We start from the raw sequence: 19,117 nt of genomic DNA, 5'->3' as shown, positions 1-19,117 counted from the left end.
AGCTCCAGCCCGCCGCCAAGAACCTGCTCGCCGAACGCGGCTACGACCCCGTCCTGGGCGCCCGGCCCCTGCGCCGCACCATCCAACGCGAGATCGAGGACAACCTCTCCGAAAAGATCCTCTACGGCGAACTGACGGCCGGACAGATCGTGCTCGTCGGTGTCGAAGGCACCGGTGAGAACGCGAAGTTCACCTTCAAGGGCGTCCCGAAGCCGAACGGCGTGCCGGACAGCCCGCCGCCGATCGAGGGCGCGGTCAACTTCAACAAGGACTGAGGTCCCTCACCTTCGAGGTGAGTGAAGTCGATCGCGAAAGCGAGGCATGAGAAAAGCCCGTACCGGAAGGTGCGGGCTTTTCTCGTGGTCACTTGAGGGACGGGCGGTACTCCCGGGACGGATTCTGTCGGACCCGGTTCGTAGTATTTCGAACATGCGATCGAATGTGCTGGGTTCGGCGGCGGAGTTCCGGCGGCGGCCCGCGCGGCGGGTGCGCCCGCCCGTGGACTCCCATCTCGCGCAGGTGTTCATGCGCGATCTGCGCACGCCCGCTCCACCGCAGTTGCCGATCTTCCGCTCGCGGCGGCAGGGCGAACTGCTCGCCCGGCTGCTGCTTGGCCCCGAGCGCGAGATGACCATGCTGGACCTCGCCGTCATGCTGCGCACCGACCTCGGCACGGTCGCCGGTGAGGTCGAGCGGCTGGCCCGCGCGGGCATCCTGCGCCTGCGCCGCACCCCGGCCGGACGGCTCGTCGCGCGCGACACGTCCTCGCCGATGTTCGCGCCGCTGGCGCGCCTGGTGATGCTCGGGTTCGGGCCGTCCGCCGTCGTGACCGAGCACTTCGCGCCGCTGCCCGGCATCGCCGAACTGCACCTTTTCGGCGCCTGGGCCGGGCACTACGCGGACGACGGGTACCCGTCCCGCGGGTCCGAGCCGTCCGGTGAGGTCGAGGTCCTGGTGGTGGGCGACGTCTCGCGCGAGGCCGCCTTCGTCGCCGCGCAGGAGTGCGCGGCCCGGCTCGGCCTGCCCGTCCACGCCGTCGTCCGCTCACGGGCCCGCTGGCGCGAGGACGACGATCCGTTCCTGCGCGAGATCCGCTCCGGGCACGTCCTCCGCATTCCTTTGCCGTGACGCGGGACGCCCTCCGGGAGCGGGACCGGAGGGCGATTCACCCTTTGTTGTGCGGATAATCCGTTGACCGAGCAGTTCTCGTATCGGAAGCATGACCGGCATGGGACTCGACGCCTTCGTGCTGTGCCGTTGCTGGCAGGACGGTCACACCACCGAGCCGCCCGTCCCGCGCGAACGGGTCAGGACGGACGAGTACGGCCCCTACCTGGACGACGGCCCGGACGAGGCCGCGGTCGGCGAGTCGCTGGGCGCGGCGTTCTGGGAATGGAAGACGCACGCCGCGTGCGCGCACGAGGACATGGAGATCGCCAGTGAGCGGATCTCCAACTGGGGCGGCTACCGGTACCTGAAGCAGGCGATGGAGACCGCCGGATGGGAGCGGTTTCCCGTCCTGCGCGAACACCTGCCCGAAGGGAACGGCGGCGAGCTGCCCGCCGAGCGCGCCCAGGAGGCCCTGGACGAGCTGGAGGCCTTCCGCGCGTGCGACGACGTCGGACGCGAGACCGTCCTGCTGGACGAGGACACCGGGACCGTCCTGGCCGCGAGCATCCGCGCGTACGGGGGCGTGTTCGTCTGGGACGGCATCGCCAAGCGCCGCGTCGGCGTGGACGAGCGCGGGCTCTTCGTCGTCGACGACTCGGACCGCGAGCTGTTCCGGGCGCTGCGCTGCACGCAGAAGCGCGTCCGCGCGGGCCGCGTCCGGTTCACGACCGAGGACGGCGAGGAGACGACGCTCGACCTGACCTCGACCGTCGGCGAACGGGACGGCGCGTACCCGCGTCGCCTGAACGTCGTGGAACGGCCGCTGGGCGGGGCGTACTTCGACTACGCGGTGGAGCCGCTGAGACTCGTCTGCGCCGCGTCCGCCCGAACCGGAAATCCGGTCGTCTGGTGCTGAACGCCCACCGTCGGCCCGCGTGCGGTCGGCCCGGGTGACGTCGCCCGAGTGACGTGGGCCGAGTGATGTGAGCCGAGTGGCGCTGGGCCGCGTGACGAGGTCGAGGCCCCGCGGTTGAGCGGGGTCTCGACCTGGTCGCGCCCGGGGTCCGGGCTGAACGTGCGGGTGCGGGTCAGGCCGGTGGGTCCTGGAGGACGCCGAGGGGGTTGCCGTCGGGGTCCTTCAGGGTGGCGATCAGGCGGCCGTTGCCGACGTCGCGGATGTCCTCGACGACGGACGCGCCCGACTCGCCGAGCTCCTGCACGGCCTTCTTGATGTCGTCGACCTCGAAGAAGCAGACGGGGCCGCTCACGGAGGCGTCACCCCGCTTCGGAGTCACGCCGATGTCCTGGCCGCCGACCTTGTAGCCCACGTAGTAGGGCTCGTCGGAATAGGGCTCGACCCCGAGCAGCATGTCCATCCGGGCCTTGGCCGCGGGGACGTCCGAAACCGAGTAGATGATCGTATTGACGCCTGTCATGGAGTTCTCCTTCCCTCTCACCCCCCTGACACGCGGCGGCCCGCGAGTGTGACGGGTCGCTTGCCCAAAACTTGGTGGGATGTCAGCATGAGGGACATGTCCCTTCTGTGTGCGTAGAGAGCACCTCGCCGCTCGTCCCCGTGTCCGGGTGACCGAGGCGGCAGACGGTGTCCTCGCACATTCACGGCGCGCTTTCTGACGCGTCGTTCGCAGAAGGAACATTTCCATGTTCGCCTCCTATGGCGCTGTTCTGCGTTCCCCCCGTGCTGCCCGGGTCTTCGGCGCGGCCCTGTTGGGACGCCTTTCCTATGGAACCGTCGGACTGTCCCTGACCCTGACCTTCGTCCAGGCGACCGGCTCGTATGCGCGTGCGGGGGCGATGCTCGCCCTGTTCGGCGGTGTGAGTTGCCTGCTCACCCCCTGGCGTGCCGGACTGGTGGACCGGTTCGGACCGCGTGCGGCGCTCCGTCCCATGGCCGTCCTGTACGGGCTGGGACTGGTCGGGCTCGTGGTGGCCGCTCAATGGGCCCCGACCCCGGTGGCGGCCGTGGTCGCGGTAGTGGGCGGGGCCTGTGCCCCGCCGCTGGGCCCGGTGATGCGGGCGCTGTGGGCGCGTCTGGTCCCCGACCGGGACATGCTCCAACGCGCCTACAGCCTGGACACGGTCGCCGAGCAGGTCATCTTCACGGTGGGGCCGCTGCTGGCCGGGCTGTTCGTCGTCCTGGCGAGCCCGGCCATCGGCGTGCTGGTCAGCGCCGTGCTCGTGATCACGGGGACGTTCGGCCTGACCACCACCCGCAACACGATCACGCGTCCCGCCGAGGTGGAGACCCCCGCTGAGGGGGAGCGGATCGACGGCGCCGACCCAGGCGCCTGGGGTGTGCTCGGACGGCTCTGGCCGACGCTGCTCGCGATGGCGGCGCTCGGCGCGGCGGAGAGCGGGCTCGCGCTACTGACCGTCGCGTTCGCCGGAGCCGGCGGCGCGGCCTGGGCCGAGGCGGCGATCTCGGTGGCCGGGGTGGCCGGCGGGCTCGTCTACGGGGCCGTGACCTGGAAGATGGCGCCGGGGACGCGGCTGCCGCTGATGGCCGTCCCGATGGCGGTGGCGCTCGCGGCGGCGGGCCTGGCCCCCGGCGTCCTCGCGCTGATCGCGATCGTCTCGGTCTTCGGGTTGTTCATCGCGCCCGCGCTGACCACCGGATACCTGGTCGCCGAGGCCGCGGCGCCGCCGCGGCGCGGCACGGGCGTCGCGTCCTGGGTGAACACCGCGTTCAACGCCGGATCGTCCCTCGGGGCGGCGGGCGTCGGCGCGCTCACCGACCTGGTGCCGCTGTCCCTGTGCTTCGCGTTCGCGGCGCTGCCGGTGCTGGCGTCGTCCGTCCTGGTGCTGGCCGTGATGCGCCGGACGCCCGGACGCGCGGCGGATCAGGAGTCGGGATTGGCCGCGGAGGACGTGCTCGCCGTCTGATAGAGGTTCTTGACCTTGGAGCCGAAGGTCACCGAGTAGGACACGTCGGGTGTGCTGCCACCCTCCTCGTGTCCGCCGATCACGCCGACGACGGTCTTCTCGTCGTCACCGGCCAGGAACGGGCCGCCGCTGGTGCCGTTCGGGAAGCCGGCGCAGGCGAAACGGAGCTGGGTCGTGCTGTACGGCTCGACCCGGTTCCGGCACGACACCGGGAGCTCGGTCGAGGTCGGGTACCCCACCACGCGGGCCTGGCCGCTGACCGGGCCCTCGGCCTCCAGGGTCATCGCACCCGCGACGTCCTGGACCCGCTCGGCGCCGCCGCCCGTGCCCGTGACCTGGAGGAACGCGACATCGGAGTCGGGGTCACCGGACGACGCCCACTCGGGCGGGTCGTAGAACGCGACCGCCCGCCACACGCCGTAGGGCGTCTGGCCGTTGTGGTAGCCCGGCGCGAACGCGACGCCGAGGTCGCCGCGCCGGGAGCCGCCGCCCACACAGTGCGCGGCGGTGACCAGCAGGTTGCGGCCGGGGCTGTCCACGACGCTCGCGGTGCAGGTGTGGTTGGTCAGATTGCCGCTGTCGTCGACGCCGAACAGCGCCCCGACCGCCGGAAGCCCGTTGAACGCGGCGCTGGACGTGTCGGCCGGCTTCACCGAACCGGCGACGGTGTCACTGATGGGCTGGGCGTTGCGCGCGGCCTCGGCGGCCCCGCCTCCGGCGGCCGGGGGCCACGACACGACCGCCAGGCCGGCCACGACCGCCGCGGCGGTCAGCGCGGGGAAGCTCCGATGCGTCCCACGCGCCGCACGTGCCCGCCTGAACAACCCCATCCTGCCCTCCAGTAACCGTCGTCCGCCCATTCATCTCAGCCCGTGCCCGCCCGATGATTGTGCCTATCTGGTTCTGGAGAGGTCCTGGGACGACCCTGACACTTTCCTGAATGCCGCCCCACAATCGATCTACCTCTTCCCCGGCCCTTACGTTGTGCCTGGTCAGAGGGGTGGTGACATGGCCTGACAAACCCACGGACATGCGTCATCGCACCAGTTGTCACGCCTCCCCGGGGGCTCGGGCTAGGCCCTGGTCACGCGTTCGCGTCCTGCCCCTGGGCGGTGGCCTGCGGCTGGGGGTGGGTCTCCTGCCAGACCTGGGTGAGGGCCTCGGTGAAGGTCGCGGTCTCCTGGGCGCCGCTGATCCCGTACTTGCCGTCCAGGACGAAGAACGGGACGCCCTGGACGCCGATCTGGGTCGCGGTCCGCTCGTCCTCGCGGACGGCGTCGCCGTAGGCGTCACCGGCCAGGACGGAGCGGACCTCGGCGGCGTCCAGGCCGGCGCCGGTGGCGATCTCGGTCAGCGCGTCCGCGTCGAAGACGGAGCGCTCGCCGCCGAAGTTCGCCCGGTACAGCGCCTGCCGCAGCTCGTCGCCGAGCCCGCGCTCGGCCGCGAGGTGCAGCACGCGGTGCGCGTCGAAGGTGTTGCCGTTCGGACGGTCCGACGTGTAGGGCAGGCCCTCGGCCGCCGCGAGCCCGGAGACCCGGGCCTCTGCCTGCTCGGCCTGCTCGCGCGACATGCCGTACTTGGCCATCAGCATCTCCAACACGGGCCCGGTCTCGGCGGGGGAGAGGTCCGGGGCGAGCTCGTAGGAGTGCTGCACGACCTCGATCTCGTCGCGGTGCTCGAACCCGGCCAGCGCCGCGTCGAAACGCGCCTGTCCGATGTAGCACCAGGGGCAGACGATGTCGGTCCAGATGTCGACGCGCACGGTGGGGCCCTCCAGGTGGGCATAGGAGATCTACTCCAAGGGCAACACCTCGTCACCGTGCGGCATTTCCGCCGGTCGGAAGCTCGTTCGGGTCATGCGCCCCCCAGGGCCCGCTCCAGCGCGGCGTGATCGTGGTAGTCGCGACTGCGGACGATCAGCCCGTCCCGGACGTGGAGCACCTGGATGTTGCCGACCTCGAACCCGGCGCCCGTGGTCGTCAGCTCACCGGCGTAGGTGAACTCGGCGACGATCACCTCCGGGTCGGCCGTCTCGTGGACGAGCACGTCCTTGACGCGGAGCCGGAGCGGCCCCTGGCCCGCGCTCGCGAAGTGCTCGGCGAGGGCGGCGCGGCCCTCGATACGGATCGGCGCCGGGGGCATGCGGAACGGCTGGTCGACCACCGCGTCGTCGGCGTAGAGGGCGGCCAGCTCGTCCCAGCGGCCGTCCGAGATGCCCTGGTAGAGGCGGTCGAAGACCTCGCGCGGCGTCATGAACGGCTCCCCAGCGCCTCGGCGAACGCGCGGTGGTGGGCGTAGTCGCGCGCCTCGACGATCAGGCCGTCCCGGATCCGCATGACGAAGATGTTCGGGACGGTGAAGCGGACGCCGGTGGCGGTGTTGCGGCCGTCGTAGACGAACTCGGCGACGATCACCTCCGGGTCGGCCGTCTCGTGGACGACGACGTCGCGGACCGTCATCTCGAACGGCATCCCCGGCACCTGCGCGAAGTGCTCGCGCAGCGCCTCACGCCCCTCGAACCGGGACTCCGGATAGGCGAACGGATGGGTGACGAACGCGTCCTCGGCGTAGAGGAGGTGCAGGTCGTCGGTCTTCTTGGCGGCCAGGCTCTCGACCAATCGCAGGAAGACCTCGCTCGGGCTGGGCATGCTGCGCTCCCGTCGTAGAATCGGAGTGTTCACTCCGATTCCAAAAATACGGAGTCACTACTCCGCTTGTCAATCGAGGAGGTGCGATGGGCAGCGAGCCCACGCCCGCCAAGCCGTCCGCTCAGCCGTCCGCTCAGCCGTCCAGTCGGCTGTCCACTGAGCCGCCCGCCAAGCCGCTGCGGGCGGATGCCGCGCGTAATCGCGCGAAGGTCCTGCTCGCGGCCCAGGAGGTCTTCGCCGGGCTCGGCGCCGGCGCGTCCACGGAGGAGATCGCGAAGCGCGCCGGGGTCGGCATCGGCACGGTGTTCCGGCACTTCCCGACCAAGGAGTCGCTGCTGGAGGCCGTCCTCGGCGAGATCCTGGCCGGGTTCGCCGAGCAGGCGAGGCTGCGGACGGAGTCGTCCGATCCGGGTCGCGCGTTCTTCGACTTCTTCCAGTTCGTCGTGGTGGAGGCCGCCGCCAAGAACGCCATCTCCGCCGAGCTGGCCGGGGCCGGAGTCGACCCTCACGCCGGTGCCGACGAGGTGCGCCAAGAGCTGCGGGGGGCGTTGGGCGTCCTTCTGGCGCGCGCGCAGGAGGCCGGGGTGGTGCGCGCAGACATCGGCTTGGAGGAGGTGATGGCTCTGTTGTCCGGGACGTCCCAGGCGGCCGGGAACCTGGACGTCCTCATGCGCGGGCGTGTCCTCGACGTCGTCTTCGACGGCCTCCGCGAGCATCGATCCTGAGTGACGGATGCCCAGGACCGCCTCGGCGGGCCGTCAGGCGGCGACGCGGAGGTAGTGGGCCCAGTATCCAGCCCAGGGGCCGTACGGTTCGCCGAGTTTCCGCACGTCGGCGGGGGTGAGTGAGCGTCCGTAGGCGCGGGACGCGGCGGTGACCAGTTGCTTCTCGGCCGGGACCTCGTCCGTGCGTCCGAAACCCCTGATCAGGATGAAGGTGGCCGACCAGGGGCCGATGCCGGGGAGGCCCAGCAGGATGTCCTTGGCCTCCTCGAAGGGGGCCGTGCGCAGGTGGTCCTCGTCCAGGTCGAGCCAGGCGCGGACGGTGCCCGCGAGGTACTGGCCCTTGCGGGCGTTGCCGACGAGCTCGGCGATACGTCCCGGTGGCAGCGACGCCAGCTGCTCGACGTCCGGGAACGCCCGGTACTGGACGTCGTCCATGGTCACGACGTTGTCGAACGCGGTGGAGAGGGCCTGCTTCTCCTTGGCGGCGACGGGCAGCGCCGTGCGCTGGGACAGGATCGCCCAGACGGCGTTCTCCAGCGGCGTCGGGAATCTCACCTGGTGGTAGCCGTACAGGCGGTCGATCACGGGCGCGAAGCCGGGATCGCGGCGGCCGATCTCGTAGAAGTCGTGGAGGTCGTCGTCCAGGCTGAGCCAGGACGTGATCTGGCGGCGGACCTCCGTGATCTCGTCGTCCGACGGCGCGGGGCCGTCGGACGGGAGGTCGCAGCGCAGGCCCTCGCCGTCCGCGGCGAGCCGGACGGCGAACGTGCGGCCGCCCGCGCGGAGGGCCCGGGTCAGCGTCCCGCCGTCCACGCGCTGCTGCCCGGCGGTCGGGCGGAACCCGGACAGGAAGCGCAGCTGCGGCGCGAAGTCGTAGGGCCGGACGGCGGGAAGCGTGAACGTGATCATGACGCCCTCTCTTTGGCTGCGCGGAGATGATCTGCGTGCATCCTAAAAGCTCGCACCGACACTTCCGGACCTACCCAGGGGATCAGCCGGGGAGGGCGTAGCGGCCGTCGTCGAGCGGGTCGACGAGGCCGTCGGCGATCAGGCCGTCGAGGGCGCGCTCACGCTGGACGGCGTCCGACCAGACCACGTCCAGGGCGGGCTTGCCGACCGGGCCGTGGGCGTCGCGCAGGACGGCGAGCAGGCGGCCCCGGCACTGCCGGTCGGTGCCCGCGTAGGACTGGCCGCGGCGCGGCGGGCCGTCATAGGCCGGACGGCCCCGCGCCTGCCACTCGCACCGGTCCAGGACGGGGCAGTCCACGCAGCGCGGCGAGCGGGCCGTGCAGACCAGCGCGCCCAGCTCCATGACCGCCACCGACCAGCGGGCCGCGGTCGGCGGGTCCAGTGGCAGTAGCGACTCGGCCGTCGTGACCTCGGCGCGGGTCTGCGACTTCGGCGGGTACTCGGCGCCGTCGATCATCCTCGCCAGGACGCGCCGGACGTTGGTGTCGAGCACCGCGTGCCGCTGCCCGAAGGCGAAGCTCGCGACGGCCGCGGCCGTGTAGGAGCCGATGCCGGGCAGGTCGAGCAGGGCCTCGTGATCGTCCGGAACCCGGCCGCCGTGCCGGTCGACGATCGCCTGCGCCGCGGCGTGCAGCCGCAGCGCCCGGCGCGGGTAGCCGAGCCGTCCCCAGGCGCGGACGGCCTCCCCGGACGGCTCGGCCGCGAGCGCGGCGGGCGTCGGCCAGCGCTCCAGCCAGGTGTGCCAGACCGGGAGGACCCGGACCACCGGGGTCTGCTGCAACATGATCTCGCTGACCAGGACGCCCCAGGGGGTCGCGCCCGGCGCCCGCCACGGCAGGTCCCGGGCGTTCGCGTCGTACCAGGCCAGGATCGGTTCGGTGAACTTCCGCATGACGAGGTGCATTGTGGCACGGCGGGTCGCCACGTCCCGGACGATCCCCATATGCATACTGTCCGCATGGACGCGGATACTGAACGTGATCCAGAGGAAGAGTGGGGGATCGACCAGTACTGGCGGCGGCGGGCGATGGCGCTCGCCGGCGTGCTGGGCGTGGTCGGCCTCACCGCCTGGGCCTGCGGCGCGTTCGGCGGCGCGGGAGGCGACGCGAAGAAGGCGCCGACGCAGAGCGTGGCCGGGGTCGGCTCGGCCGTGCCCTCGCCGTCCGCCACGCCCGGCGTGCCCGTCCCGGCCCCGACCGTGACGGTCACCAGGACGCCCAAGGGCGGTGCTTCGCCCAAGGCCGTCGCCCACAAGGACGGCGACGCCTGCGAGGCCCGCGACGTGGTGGTGAACTTCGCCTCCGACGGCGACACCTTCGCCCGTGACGAGCGGCCGTCCTTCCGGCTCACCGTGGTCAACACCGGGCAGAACGCCTGCCGCTACGACGTCGGGACGAGCAGCCTCGACGTCCGCATCACGTCCGGTGCCGACAAGGTGTGGGCGGCGTCGGTCTGCGACGGCGGGTCCGGGTCGTCCGTGCGGACGCTCCGGCGCGGCATCCCGTACGTGACCACTCTGACCTGGGACCGCAAGCGCTCCGGCGCCGACTGCTCGGGCAAACGCGACAAGGCCCGGCCCGGCACGTACGTCGCCGCCCTGAAGGCCGACCATGTGAAACCCCAGAAACAGGTCTTCCACCTGCGCTGACGGCCTCCGGCATAGGGGATTGGTCCTCTGGAACGGGTCGCGGTTGGCCCTGTCCAGTGGACCGCCGTGGCGGCAGGGTGGTTCCCGACCATCACACCGGACGGGGGACCATGTACTTCCAGCACGCGCCGAACCTCTGGGCCGACCACCCGGACCTGGTCGCCGGGGCCGTCGTCGTCGTGGACGGCATCACACCGGACGCCGACGCGAGCGCCCGCGTCGGCGACCACACCGCCGCCGCCCTCGCCCGGCTGGCGGACGCCGGCCAGGAGGCCGAACTCCCCGAGATCAAGGCCTGGCGGCGGACGTTCGCCGCGATGGGCCTCAAGCCGACGCAGTACCGGTGCGCGTCCGAGGCGCTGTTGCGGCGCGTCCGGAAAGAGGGTTCGCTGCCCTCGATCCACCCGCTCGTGGACCTGTGCAACGCGGTCTCGGCGGCGTTCGCGATCCCGGTCGCCGCGCTCGACCTCGCGGCCGTGACCGGCGGTCTCACCGTCCGCCCGGCGGACGGCACGGAGGAGTACGAGACGTTCGGCGGCGAGACCGAGCACCCCGCGCCCGGCGAGGTCACCTACGCGGACGAGGCGGGCCGCGCGCACGCGCGCCGCTGGACGAACCGGCAGAGCGGGCTGTCCGCCGTCCGCCCGGCGACCCGGTCCGTCCTGATCGTGGCCGAGGCCCTGCACGAGACGGCGCCGTCGGACGTCCCGAAACTCGTCGCGACGCTCGCCGGCGAGATCGCCGCCCTCTGGCCGGTCACCCCGACGACGTCGCACGTCACCGCGGCCGCGCCGCGCCTCGACTTCTGATCCGTGACCGTTCGTCCCGGCCGCTTGGGAGGCGGCCGGGACGAACCGGTCAGACGTAGCGTTCGAGGATGGACGACTCGGCGAGACGGGACAGGCCCTCGCGGACGCTGCGGGCCCGCGACTCGCCGACCCCGCCGACGGCCTGGAGGTCGTCGATGGACGCGGCGAGCAGCTTCTGCAGGCCCCCGAAGTGCTCGACCAGGCGTTCCACGACCAGGCCCGGCAGCCGCGGCACCTTCGCCAGCAGCCGGTAGCCCTTCGGGGAGACGGGCAGGTCGAGCGCGTCCGGGCCGGAGAAGCCCATCACCTCGGCGACCGTCGTCAGGTCGAGCAGCTCGTTCGCCGACAGGACGTCGAGGTTCGCGAGGACCGTCTCGACTCCGACCGCGCGCGCCGTGGCGGACGGGTAGTCGCGGACGATCAGCTCGCGGTCGACGTCCACGCCGGAGACCAGCTCGTCGAGCTGGAGCGACAGCAGCCGCCCGTCCGTGCCGAGCTCGACGACGTAGCCCTCGATCTCGTCGGCGATCCGGCGGACCATCTCCAGCCGCTGCACCACCGCGGACACGTCCCGGACGGTGACCAGGTCCTCGATCTCGAGCGCGGAGAGCGTGCCGGACACCTCGTCCAGGCGCAGCTTGTAGCGTTCGAGCGTGGCGAGCGCCTGGTTCGCCTTGGACAGGATGGCCGCCGAGTCCTCCAGGACGTAGCGGACGCCGTCCAGGTACAGCGCGATGATGTTCATCGACTGGCTCACCGAGATCACCGGACGGCCGGTCTGCCGCGCGACCCGTTCGGCCGTGCGGTGCCGGGTGCCGGACTCCTCGGTCGGAATGGTGGAGTCGGGCACCAGGTGCACCGCGGCGCGGACGATCCGGCCGCGGGCGTCGTCGAAGACGATGGCCCCGTCCATCTTGGCGAGCTCGCGCAGCCGGGTCGCGGAGAACTCCACGTCCAGCTCGAAGCCGCCGGTGCAGATCTCACTGACCTGCGCGTCGTAGCCCAGAACGATCAGCCCGCCTGTGTGGCCGCGCAGGATGCGCTCCAGGCCGTCCCGGATCTGGGTGCCCGGGGCCACCGCGGCGAGCGTGGCGCGGCGGCGTTCGTCATGACCCTTGTCGATTGCTGGCACCTGGCCCCCGGAGGTCGCTTACCGGCGTCAGTTTACCGAGAGGGGCGGGCGGGCGGCTCCTCCCCTGGTCGCAAGCGTGACGCGAACGGAATCGGGCTGTGAGGCGGAGCTGTCAGGGGGCCGTGAAGGACACCTGGAGCGCCTGGGTCAGGCTGTCCACCTCCATCACCTTCATCCCCTCGAAATCGCTGAGCTGCGGGTCGGCGCGCCTGAGCGGCGACCCGTCGCCGAGCTCCAGCGACCCGCGCGGGACGACCGCGTGCTTGAACCCGAGCCGCGCCGCCTCGGCCAGCCGCCGCTGGACGCCGGGGACCACCCGCACCTCGCCCGCGAGCCCGACCTCGCCGAGCGCGACCAGCGTGGGCGACAGCGACTGCTCGACGGTCGACCCGGCGACGGCGAGCGCCATCGCGAGGTCGACGGACGTCTCCGACAGCCGCACCCCGCCGACCGTGGAGACGTAGACGTCCTGCTCGTGCATGGAGATCTTGCAGCGCTGGGCGAGGACGGCCAGCACCATCGCGACGCGCGACGCGTCCAGCCCGGAGTGCGCGCGGCGCGGGGACGGCAGGTGCGACTTGGCGACCAGGGCCTGCACCTCCGCGACCAGCGGGCGCCGCCCCTCGAGCGTGACCGTGACGCAGGTGCCGGGCACCGGCTCCTCGCGCCGGGTGAGGAACAGGCCGGACGGGTCGGGCAGCCCGACGAGGCCGACCTCGGACAGGTCGAAGCAGCCCAGCTCGTCCGTCGGGCCGTACCGGTTCTTCACGGCGCGGATCATGCGCAGGCGGCTGTGCCGGTCGCCCTCGAAGTACAGGACGACGTCGACCAGGTGCTCGAGCAGCCGCGGCCCGGCGATCGCGCCCTCCTTGGTGACGTGCCCGACCAGGACGACCGTGATGCCGCGCTCCTTGGCGACCCGGATCAGGTTGGCGGCGACCTCGCGGATCTGGGTGACGCCGCCGGGCGCGCCGTCCACCTCGGACGTCCCGATCGTCTGGATCGAGTCGACGACCATCAGCACCGGCTCGACCGCGTCGACGTGGCCGAGCACCGCCGACAGCTCGGTCTCGGCGGCCAGGTACAGGTCGTCGGTGATCGCCCCGACCCGGTCGGCCCGCAGCCGGACCTGCTCGGCCGACTCCTCGCCGGTCACGTACAGCACCGGCCTCCGCTCGTGCCCCTCGGCGCCCGCGCCGTCGTCGGCGCCGTCGTCCGGTGCGCCTCCGGTGCGGACGGAGGCCAGCGGATCCTGCGCGGAGCCCTGGCCCGTGCGGGCCTGCGGCGGGATGGTCGCGAGCGCCGGAGCGGACGCGAGCGCCGCGACCTCCAGCAGCAGCGTGGACTTGCCGATGCCGGGCTCGCCCGCCAGCAGCAGCACGGCCCCCGGCACGATGCCGCCGCCGAGCACCCGGTCGAGCTCGTCCAGCCCGGTGGGGCGGGTGCGCGCGGACCGCACGTCCACCTTCCCGATCGGACGCGCCGGAGCCGACACCGGACCGGCCGAGACGACCCGCGCGGGCGTGGCGGACGCGGTCTCGACGATCGTGCCCCACGCCTGGCACTCGCCGCACCGCCCCACCCACTTGGACGTCTGCCACCCGCACTCGGAGCAGTGGTAGGTCGCCCGCGCCGTCTTCGCCTTCGCCATGCGCGAAAGCGTACGTCCCGCCACCGACAGACGCCCCGATCCCGTCCCGACCAGGTCAGACTTCGGTCACCTCGTGTGTCCGGCCGATGACCGCGGGCCCGCAACGGCCTACCGTGACGTCCGGGAGCCCGGCCCGGGGGAGCGCCGGCTCACGGTTCCGCCGCGAAAGGACCCGGGGACATGCGCACACTCGCGACCGCGCTCGCACTGACGATCACCGCCACCGCACCTCTGCCCGCCATTGCCGCCGACCACGCCCTCGCCGCCGACCATGCGACCGCCGCCGGGCTTCGGTACACGGCGCTCGGCGACTCGTTCGTCGCGGGCCCCCTGATCCCGACGCAGCACGGCCTGCTCGGCTGCCTGCGCTCGGACCACAACTACCCGTCCCTCGTCGCCACGTCCCTGGGCGCCACACTCACCGACGCGAGCTGCACGGGCGCCGAGACCACCGACATCACGCACCGGCAGGTCACCCCGACGGGTCACAACGCGCCGCAGATCGACTCCGTCCACCGTGACACCGACCTGGTGACCCTCGGCATCGGCGGAAACGACGTCGGCTTCAGCAGGGTGCTCATCAGGTGCGCCGCCGTGAGCCTCACGTCCCCGATGGGCGCTCCCTGCTCCGGCCACTACCACGGCGCCCTCGACAAGCGCATCAAGAAGACCGCCCCGAAGGTCGCGTCCATCCTGCGCCGGATCCACACCCGCGCCCCGCACGCGCGCGTCCTGGTGGTCGGCTACCCGCGCCTGCTGCCCGACGCCACCGGCTGCTGGCCCAAGGTCCCCTTCGCCGCGGGCGACGTCTCCTTCCTCAACACCACCGAACGCCACATGAACGCCATGCTCGCGAAGACGGCCGCCGCCAACAACGCGACCTTCGTCGACACCTACTCGGGCACCGAGGGCCACGACGTCTGCGCCCCGACCGGCTCCCGCTGGGTGGAAGGCGTCCTCCCGACCCACACGGCCGCCCCGGCCCACCCCAACCAGGCCGGCATGCAACAGATCGCCACCCGGGTCCGCTCGGCCTTCAACGCCGCGCGGAACACCTGACGGGTCGCGCGCGGGCCTTCAGATCCCGAGGTTCTTGCGGGTCCGGGTTATGAGGGCGGTCAGGTGGTGGGTGACGGCGTCGGGGCGTTCGAGCATGGCCATGTGGCCGGCGTCGGGGAGGACCTCGAGGCGGGCGGTGGGGATCTTGGCGGCCAGGCGGAGGGTGTGGCCGACCGGGGTGAGGAGGTCGTGTTCGCCGCCGAGGACGAGGGTCTCGATCCCGGTGAGGTGGGCGCACTCGGAGATGACGTCGTGGGTGATCATCGAGTGGAGGAAGCCGAGGACGGCGTCCATGCGGGTGTCGGTGGCCATCTGCTCGGCGAAGGCGACGGCCGTGGGGCTCGCGCCCGGGCCGAAGGCGATGTGGTCCTCGATGAGGAGGACGCCGTCGCGGCCGAGGTGGCGGACCTTCTCGATGAGGGACGAGCCGGCGCCGGCGAGGCGGAGGGCGCGGGGGAGGGTGCGCCGGGCCAGGGCGGCGGCGAGGGCCGGGAGGCCGAGGGTGACCTCCCCGAGGCCGCCGGACGAGGTGTTGCAGAGGGCCGCGGCGACGACGCGGTCGCCGAGGAGGTGGGGGTACTCGTCGGCGAAGCGCTGGACGGTCATGCCTCCCAGGGAGTGGCCGACGAGGACGACCGGGGTGCCCGCCGGGACGGTCTGGTCGATGACGTCCGCGAGGTCGTGGGCCAGGCGGGGCAGGCCGTACTCGTCGGGGGCGCCGCCGTCGGAGCGTCCGTGGCCGCGCTGGTCCCAGAGGACGAGGCGGCCGTGGTCGCGCAGGGCGCGGCGCTGGAAGTGCCAGGAGTCCTGGGTGAGGGTCCAGCCGTGGGAGAAGACGATCGCGAGGTCGGTGCGGTCCTCGCCGTCCACCTCGGCGTAGAGGCGGGTGCCGTCGGACGCGCGGACCGGGGCGGGACGGCCGCGGAGGGACCCGAACGGCTCGGCGGCGTGGGGGTCGGGACGGTTCCGGAGGCGGCGGACGCCACGGCGCTGGGCGGCGATCCCGGCTCCGCCGAGCAGCGCGGCCGAGCCGGCGCCGACGGCGGTCGCGGTGAGGGTGGTGCGGGCGCGCATCGGTCTCCCTGGTCGCGGGGGCGGCGGGGCGGACCCATTGTTGTACACCGCGTCCAGTAGACGGAAGGGGATGTGACCTACCAGTCAGTTGTGCGCCACCAGAGGTTGACCGCGTAGTCGACGGTCAGGCCCTCGTGCCCGCGCTTGAACGCGGCGGCGAGCCGCTCGGGGAACTCGATGCGCAGGACGGCCGCGAGGTCGGCGCGGCTCTGGAACTCCCAGCGGATCATGAGCGGCTCGCGCTGGAAGCCCCGGCGCGTCCAGAAGCGCTCGACGGCGGCCGGGTCGTAGGACGGCAGCCCGCGCCGGAACCAGCCGCCGAAGGTGGAGCGGGTGGCGTCGTTGTCCAGGATGAAGACCGTCCCGCCCCGCCGGACGACCCGGTCCAGCTCGGCGAGGCCCGGCTCGCAGCCAGGACCGAAGAAATAGGCCCAGCGCACGTGCACGACGTCGATCGACGCGTCCGGGAGGGGGAGCGCCTGGGCGGCGCCTACGCGGACGGTCACGTTCTGGAGGTCCTGGACGCGTCGCCGGGCGGCGGCGGCCAGTCCCGCATGCGGTTCCACGCCCACCACGCGGGACGCCTCGGCCGCGAAACGGGGCAGGTGGAAGCCGGTGCCGCAGCCGAGATCGAGGACGGTCCGCCCCGTCCAGGGGGCGATCCCGCGCATCGCGGACTCGATCACGCCGTCCGGGTCGACGGCGCGGTTCTCGATCTCGTAGACCGAAGGGGAGTTCCAGATGTTGGGGCTGGGCACGGCGCCCGGAGCGATCTCGACCACGAGAGCAGAGGGTAGTCACCGCTGAGGTCGGGAAACGCGCTTCCCGTGCCTCCGGGGGGTTGAGGGCGGGGTGTGGGCGCATAGGCTTGCGGCGAACGCAACCCGGCGGCGCCGACGTCGCCCGCCGGCCGGGTGACCGTGCGAATCCAGACGGCGAGGGAGCCTTGACCCCGCAGCACAACGGCAGCGCAGCTCCGGCGATCCACGTCCCGGACGCGCCGATCACGCTGTCCACCGCGTCGGTGTATCCGGAGAAGGTGCCGAGCGCCTTCGAGATCGCCGCCCTGCTCGGGTACGACGGCGTGGAGGTCATGGTCTCCACCGACGCGTCCTCGCAGGACCTCAACGTCCTGCGCCGCCTCTCGGACTACCACCAGGTGCCGATCAAGTCGATCCACGCGCCCTGCCTGCTGCTCACCCAGCGGGTCTGGGGGCGGGAGCCGTGGGGCAAGCTCGTCCGCTCCAAGGAGGTCGCCGAGCAGCTCGGCGCGGACGTCGTGGTCGTCCACCCGCCGTTCCGCTGGCAGCGCGAGTACGCCCGCGACTTCATCGACGGCATCACCCGCATGCAGGACGAGACCGACGTCCACTTCGCGGTCGAGAACATGTTCCCGCTCAAGGCGCGCGGCGCCGAGGCGGGCCTCTACGCCCCCGACTGGAACCCCCTCGACCAGCCGTATCCGCACGTCACGCTCGACCTGTCGCACACGGCCGTGTCCAAGTCGGACGCGCTCGGCATGGCGATCCAGCTCGGCGACCGGCTGCGGCACGTCCACCTCGCCGACGGCCTCGGCGTCACCAACAAGGACGAGCACCTCGTCCCGGGACGCGGCAACCAGCCGTGCGGGCCCGTCCTGGAGCGGCTCGCCGAGGACGGCTTCGGCGGGCAGATCGTCCTGGAGGTCAACACGCGCCGCGCGTCCAGCCGCGCCGAGCGCATGGAGGACCTGGCCGAGGCGCTCGCCTTCGCCCGCCTGCACCTGGCCGCCGCCCACCGCACCTGGGAGGTCAGCGGCAGCGGCGAGGTCTCCCGCCGGACGGGCCGATGACCGGCCCCTCCCCGGCCGCGTCGGCGGCCTCCGACCCCGCCGACGAGTCCGCGCCAGTCGACGAGCCCGCGCCCGCCGACGAGCCCGTGCCCGCCGACGAGTCCGGGGCGGGGCGGCGGGCGCCGGGACGTCCCGCCGGACGGACCGACACGCGTGAGCAGATCCTCACCGCCGCCCGCACGATGTTCGCCGAGAAGGGCTTCGACGGCGCGTCGCTGCGGGCCATCGCCCGTGAGGCCGGGGTCGACCCGGCGCTCGTGCACCACTATTTCGGCAGCAAGGAGGGCGTGTTCGTCGCGGCGATGCGCTTTCCGGTGAATCCGGCCGAGCTGCTGCCGAAGGTGATGGCCGGCCCTCCGGAGCGGATGGGCGAGCACTTCGCCCGCGAGTTCATAGAGATCTGGGAGGACCCGGACAAGCGCGCCCCCATCGTGGCCATGCTCCGCAGCGCGATGACCAACGAGCGGGCCGCCGCGCTGATGCGCGAGTTCGTCACCTCGGCGCTGCTGGAGCGGGTGGCCGCCGTGCGCGGGGTGCCGCTGCTGCGCCTCCAGGCCGCCGTCGGGCAGCTGGTCGGCATGATGATCATGCGGCACGTGATCCGGGTCGAGCCGCTCGCGTCCGCCTCCCAGGACGATCTGGTCGATCTGGTCGCCCCCACCCTCCAGCGCTACATCGGCGCCTCCTGACCCCCTTCCCGCGCCTCCGCTCCCGGGTCCCCCTCCTGCTCCGTCGCTGGTGACGTCGTCGCGCGCGGCCTCTCCGGCGTGCCCGGCGGTCCTTGACCGCGGGGCCGTGCGGACGTAAATTCAACACATGATGAGTTTTGTGCCGGCCGTCGCGGTCGCGGGCCTCCGGGTCGTGCGCGGCGGCAAGCCCGTGCTCCGCGACGTCTCGTTCGAGGCGCCGCGCGGATCGGTCCTCGGCCTCATCGGGCCGAGCGGCTGCGGCAAGACCACGCTCATGCGCTGCCTGGTCGGCGTCCAGATCGTCCAGGCGGGGACGGTCACCGTGCTCGGCGAGCCCGCCGGGTCCCGGGGACTGCGGCGCCGGGTCGGGTACTCGACGCAGATCCCGGCCGTCTACGCCGACCTGACCGTCCGGGAGAACATGCGGTACTTCGGCGCCGTGCTGCGCGCGCCGCGCACCGACCCCGACCGCGTCATCGAGGAGGTCGGCCTCGGCGATCATCGTGACCAGGTGGTCGGGACGCTGTCCGGCGGGCAGCTGAACCGCGCGAACCTGGCCGCCGCGCTGCTCGGCGAGCCCGAGCTCCTCGTCCTGGACGAGCCGACCGTCGGCCTGGACCCGGTGCTGCGCGAGGAGCTGTGGGCCCTGTTCCGCGAGCTGTCCGCGCGCGGCACCACGCTGGTCGTGTCCAGCCACGTCATGGACGAGGCGGGCCGCACCGACCGCCTGCTGCTCATGCGCGAGGGCGAGATCCTCGCGGACGCCTCGCCGCGCGAGCTCACCGAGCGCACCGGGACGGCCGACCTCGACGCGGCGTTCCTGCACCTGATCCACGAGCGGGCCGAGAGCCCGGCATGAGTTCCGGAA

The 19,117-nt window shown here is 72.6% G+C and carries 21 protein-coding genes and 1 pseudogene; 11 read left to right on the top strand and 11 right to left on the bottom strand.

Translation table 11 applies throughout. The annotated features are described in order from the left end of the window. From EBO15_RS02150 to EBO15_RS02140, 3 genes and pseudogenes are all read left to right on the top strand, one after another. Nucleotides 1-275 (top strand): annotated as a pseudogene (locus EBO15_RS02150) (NDP-hexose 4-ketoreductase); the annotation flags it as partial. Between the two features lie 154 nt (nt 276-429). Continuing rightward, on the top strand, nt 430-1,128 hold the full coding sequence (locus EBO15_RS02145; RefSeq protein ID WP_147481347.1) for an ArsR family transcriptional regulator: 699 nt from the start codon (nt 430-432) through the stop codon (nt 1,126-1,128). 91 nt (nt 1,129-1,219) lie between these two features. Then, a complete protein-coding gene (locus EBO15_RS02140; protein WP_122192560.1) occupies nt 1,220-2,026 on the top strand; it encodes a hypothetical protein in 807 nt (268 codons plus the stop codon). Between the two features lie 172 nt (nt 2,027-2,198). On the opposite strand, the gene EBO15_RS02135 is transcribed toward EBO15_RS02140, so the two are convergent. Next, on the bottom strand, nt 2,199-2,546 hold the full coding sequence (locus EBO15_RS02135) for a VOC family protein (protein ID WP_122192559.1): 348 nt from the start codon (nt 2,544-2,546) through the stop codon (nt 2,199-2,201). Nucleotides 2,547-2,772: 226 nt separating this feature from the next. Between EBO15_RS02135 and EBO15_RS02130 the strand changes: the two genes are divergently transcribed. Further along, nucleotides 2,773-4,014 carry an MFS transporter gene (locus EBO15_RS02130; RefSeq protein ID WP_122192558.1) on the top strand — a complete coding sequence of 414 codons (1,242 nt, stop codon included), beginning with the start codon at nt 2,773-2,775 and terminating at the stop codon, nt 4,012-4,014. Here the strand turns inward: EBO15_RS02130 and EBO15_RS02125 are convergent. The 4 genes from EBO15_RS02125 to EBO15_RS02110 form a co-directional block, all read right to left on the bottom strand. Further along, entirely contained in the window at nt 3,972-4,844 is an 873-nt protein-coding gene (locus EBO15_RS02125) for a trypsin-like serine peptidase (protein ID WP_122192557.1), read from the bottom strand. The two genes, EBO15_RS02130 and EBO15_RS02125, sit on opposite strands and share 43 nt — an antisense overlap. A 254-nt stretch (nt 4,845-5,098) precedes the next feature. Continuing rightward, a complete protein-coding gene (locus EBO15_RS02120) occupies nt 5,099-5,776 on the bottom strand; it encodes a DsbA family oxidoreductase (RefSeq protein ID WP_122192556.1) in 678 nt (225 codons plus the stop codon). A gap of 92 nt (nt 5,777-5,868) precedes the next feature. Further along, nucleotides 5,869-6,267: a nuclear transport factor 2 family protein gene (locus EBO15_RS02115; RefSeq protein ID WP_122192555.1), complete on the bottom strand. Its 399-nt coding sequence runs from the start codon at nt 6,265-6,267 to the stop codon at nt 5,869-5,871. Further along, nucleotides 6,264-6,662: a nuclear transport factor 2 family protein gene (locus EBO15_RS02110; RefSeq protein ID WP_122192554.1), complete on the bottom strand. Its 399-nt coding sequence runs from the start codon at nt 6,660-6,662 to the stop codon at nt 6,264-6,266. The genes EBO15_RS02115 and EBO15_RS02110 overlap by 4 nt, the downstream gene beginning before the upstream one ends. Before the next feature lie 86 nt (nt 6,663-6,748). Between EBO15_RS02110 and EBO15_RS02105 the strand changes: the two genes are divergently transcribed. After that, nucleotides 6,749-7,387: a TetR/AcrR family transcriptional regulator gene (locus tag EBO15_RS02105; RefSeq protein WP_122192553.1), complete on the top strand. Its 639-nt coding sequence runs from the start codon at nt 6,749-6,751 to the stop codon at nt 7,385-7,387. Nucleotides 7,388-7,420: 33 nt separating this feature from the next. On the opposite strand, the gene EBO15_RS02100 is transcribed toward EBO15_RS02105, so the two are convergent. Both EBO15_RS02100 and EBO15_RS02095 read right to left on the bottom strand, forming a co-directional pair. Next, complete coding sequence (locus tag EBO15_RS02100; RefSeq protein WP_122192552.1) at nt 7,421-8,296, bottom strand: DNA-3-methyladenine glycosylase family protein; 876 nt, start codon at nt 8,294-8,296, stop codon at nt 7,421-7,423. Nucleotides 8,297-8,378: 82 nt separating this feature from the next. Then, nucleotides 8,379-9,248, bottom strand: a complete 870-nt coding sequence (locus EBO15_RS02095; protein ID WP_199744283.1) for an HhH-GPD family protein — start codon at nt 9,246-9,248, stop codon at nt 8,379-8,381. 66 nt (nt 9,249-9,314) lie between these two features. Between EBO15_RS02095 and EBO15_RS02090 the strand changes: the two genes are divergently transcribed. After that, nucleotides 9,315-10,004, top strand: a complete 690-nt coding sequence (locus EBO15_RS02090; protein ID WP_122192551.1) for a hypothetical protein — start codon at nt 9,315-9,317, stop codon at nt 10,002-10,004. A gap of 110 nt (nt 10,005-10,114) precedes the next feature. Further along, a complete protein-coding gene (locus EBO15_RS02085; RefSeq protein ID WP_122192550.1) occupies nt 10,115-10,813 on the top strand; it encodes a B3/B4 domain-containing protein in 699 nt (232 codons plus the stop codon). 49 nt (nt 10,814-10,862) lie between these two features. Here EBO15_RS02085 and disA read toward each other — a convergent pair whose 3' ends face one another. Then, complete coding sequence (disA, locus tag EBO15_RS02080) at nt 10,863-11,945, bottom strand: DNA integrity scanning diadenylate cyclase DisA (RefSeq protein WP_199744277.1); 1,083 nt, start codon at nt 11,943-11,945, stop codon at nt 10,863-10,865. 112 nt (nt 11,946-12,057) lie between these two features. Further along, on the bottom strand, nt 12,058-13,596 hold the full coding sequence (gene radA / locus EBO15_RS02075) for a DNA repair protein RadA (RefSeq protein WP_122192549.1): 1,539 nt from the start codon (nt 13,594-13,596) through the stop codon (nt 12,058-12,060). A gap of 180 nt (nt 13,597-13,776) precedes the next feature. Here radA and EBO15_RS02070 point away from each other — a divergent pair, with 180 nt between their 5' ends. Beyond that, on the top strand, nt 13,777-14,655 hold the full coding sequence (locus EBO15_RS02070) for an SGNH/GDSL hydrolase family protein (RefSeq protein ID WP_122192548.1): 879 nt from the start codon (nt 13,777-13,779) through the stop codon (nt 14,653-14,655). 18 nt (nt 14,656-14,673) lie between these two features. Here EBO15_RS02070 and EBO15_RS02065 read toward each other — a convergent pair whose 3' ends face one another. After that, on the bottom strand, nt 14,674-15,729 hold the full coding sequence (locus EBO15_RS02065) for an alpha/beta fold hydrolase (RefSeq protein WP_122192547.1): 1,056 nt from the start codon (nt 15,727-15,729) through the stop codon (nt 14,674-14,676). Between the two features lie 77 nt (nt 15,730-15,806). Continuing rightward, nucleotides 15,807-16,511 carry a class I SAM-dependent methyltransferase gene (locus tag EBO15_RS02060; protein WP_122192546.1) on the bottom strand — a complete coding sequence of 235 codons (705 nt, stop codon included), beginning with the start codon at nt 16,509-16,511 and terminating at the stop codon, nt 15,807-15,809. Nucleotides 16,512-16,675: 164 nt separating this feature from the next. On the opposite strand from EBO15_RS02060, the gene EBO15_RS02055 reads away from it, so the two are divergent. From EBO15_RS02055 to EBO15_RS02045, 3 genes are all read left to right on the top strand, one after another. Continuing rightward, on the top strand, nt 16,676-17,560 hold the full coding sequence (locus EBO15_RS02055; RefSeq protein ID WP_122192545.1) for a sugar phosphate isomerase/epimerase family protein: 885 nt from the start codon (nt 16,676-16,678) through the stop codon (nt 17,558-17,560). Continuing rightward, the gene (locus EBO15_RS02050; protein ID WP_122192544.1) at nt 17,557-18,249 is read left to right on the top strand and encodes a TetR/AcrR family transcriptional regulator; all 693 of its coding nucleotides are present in this window, start codon (nt 17,557-17,559) and stop codon (nt 18,247-18,249) included. Before EBO15_RS02055 ends, EBO15_RS02050 begins: the two co-directional genes overlap by 4 nt. A gap of 127 nt (nt 18,250-18,376) precedes the next feature. Beyond that, entirely contained in the window at nt 18,377-19,108 is a 732-nt protein-coding gene (locus tag EBO15_RS02045; RefSeq protein ID WP_233615864.1) for an ABC transporter ATP-binding protein, read from the top strand. Nucleotides 19,109-19,117 lie beyond the last annotated feature (9 nt).

This window comes from Actinomadura harenae (genome assembly GCF_003696215.1).
In the GTDB taxonomy this organism is placed as follows: Bacteria; Actinomycetota; Actinomycetes; order Streptosporangiales; family Streptosporangiaceae; genus Spirillospora; species Spirillospora harenae.
This window is presented reverse-complemented; position numbering and strand designations above follow the sequence as displayed.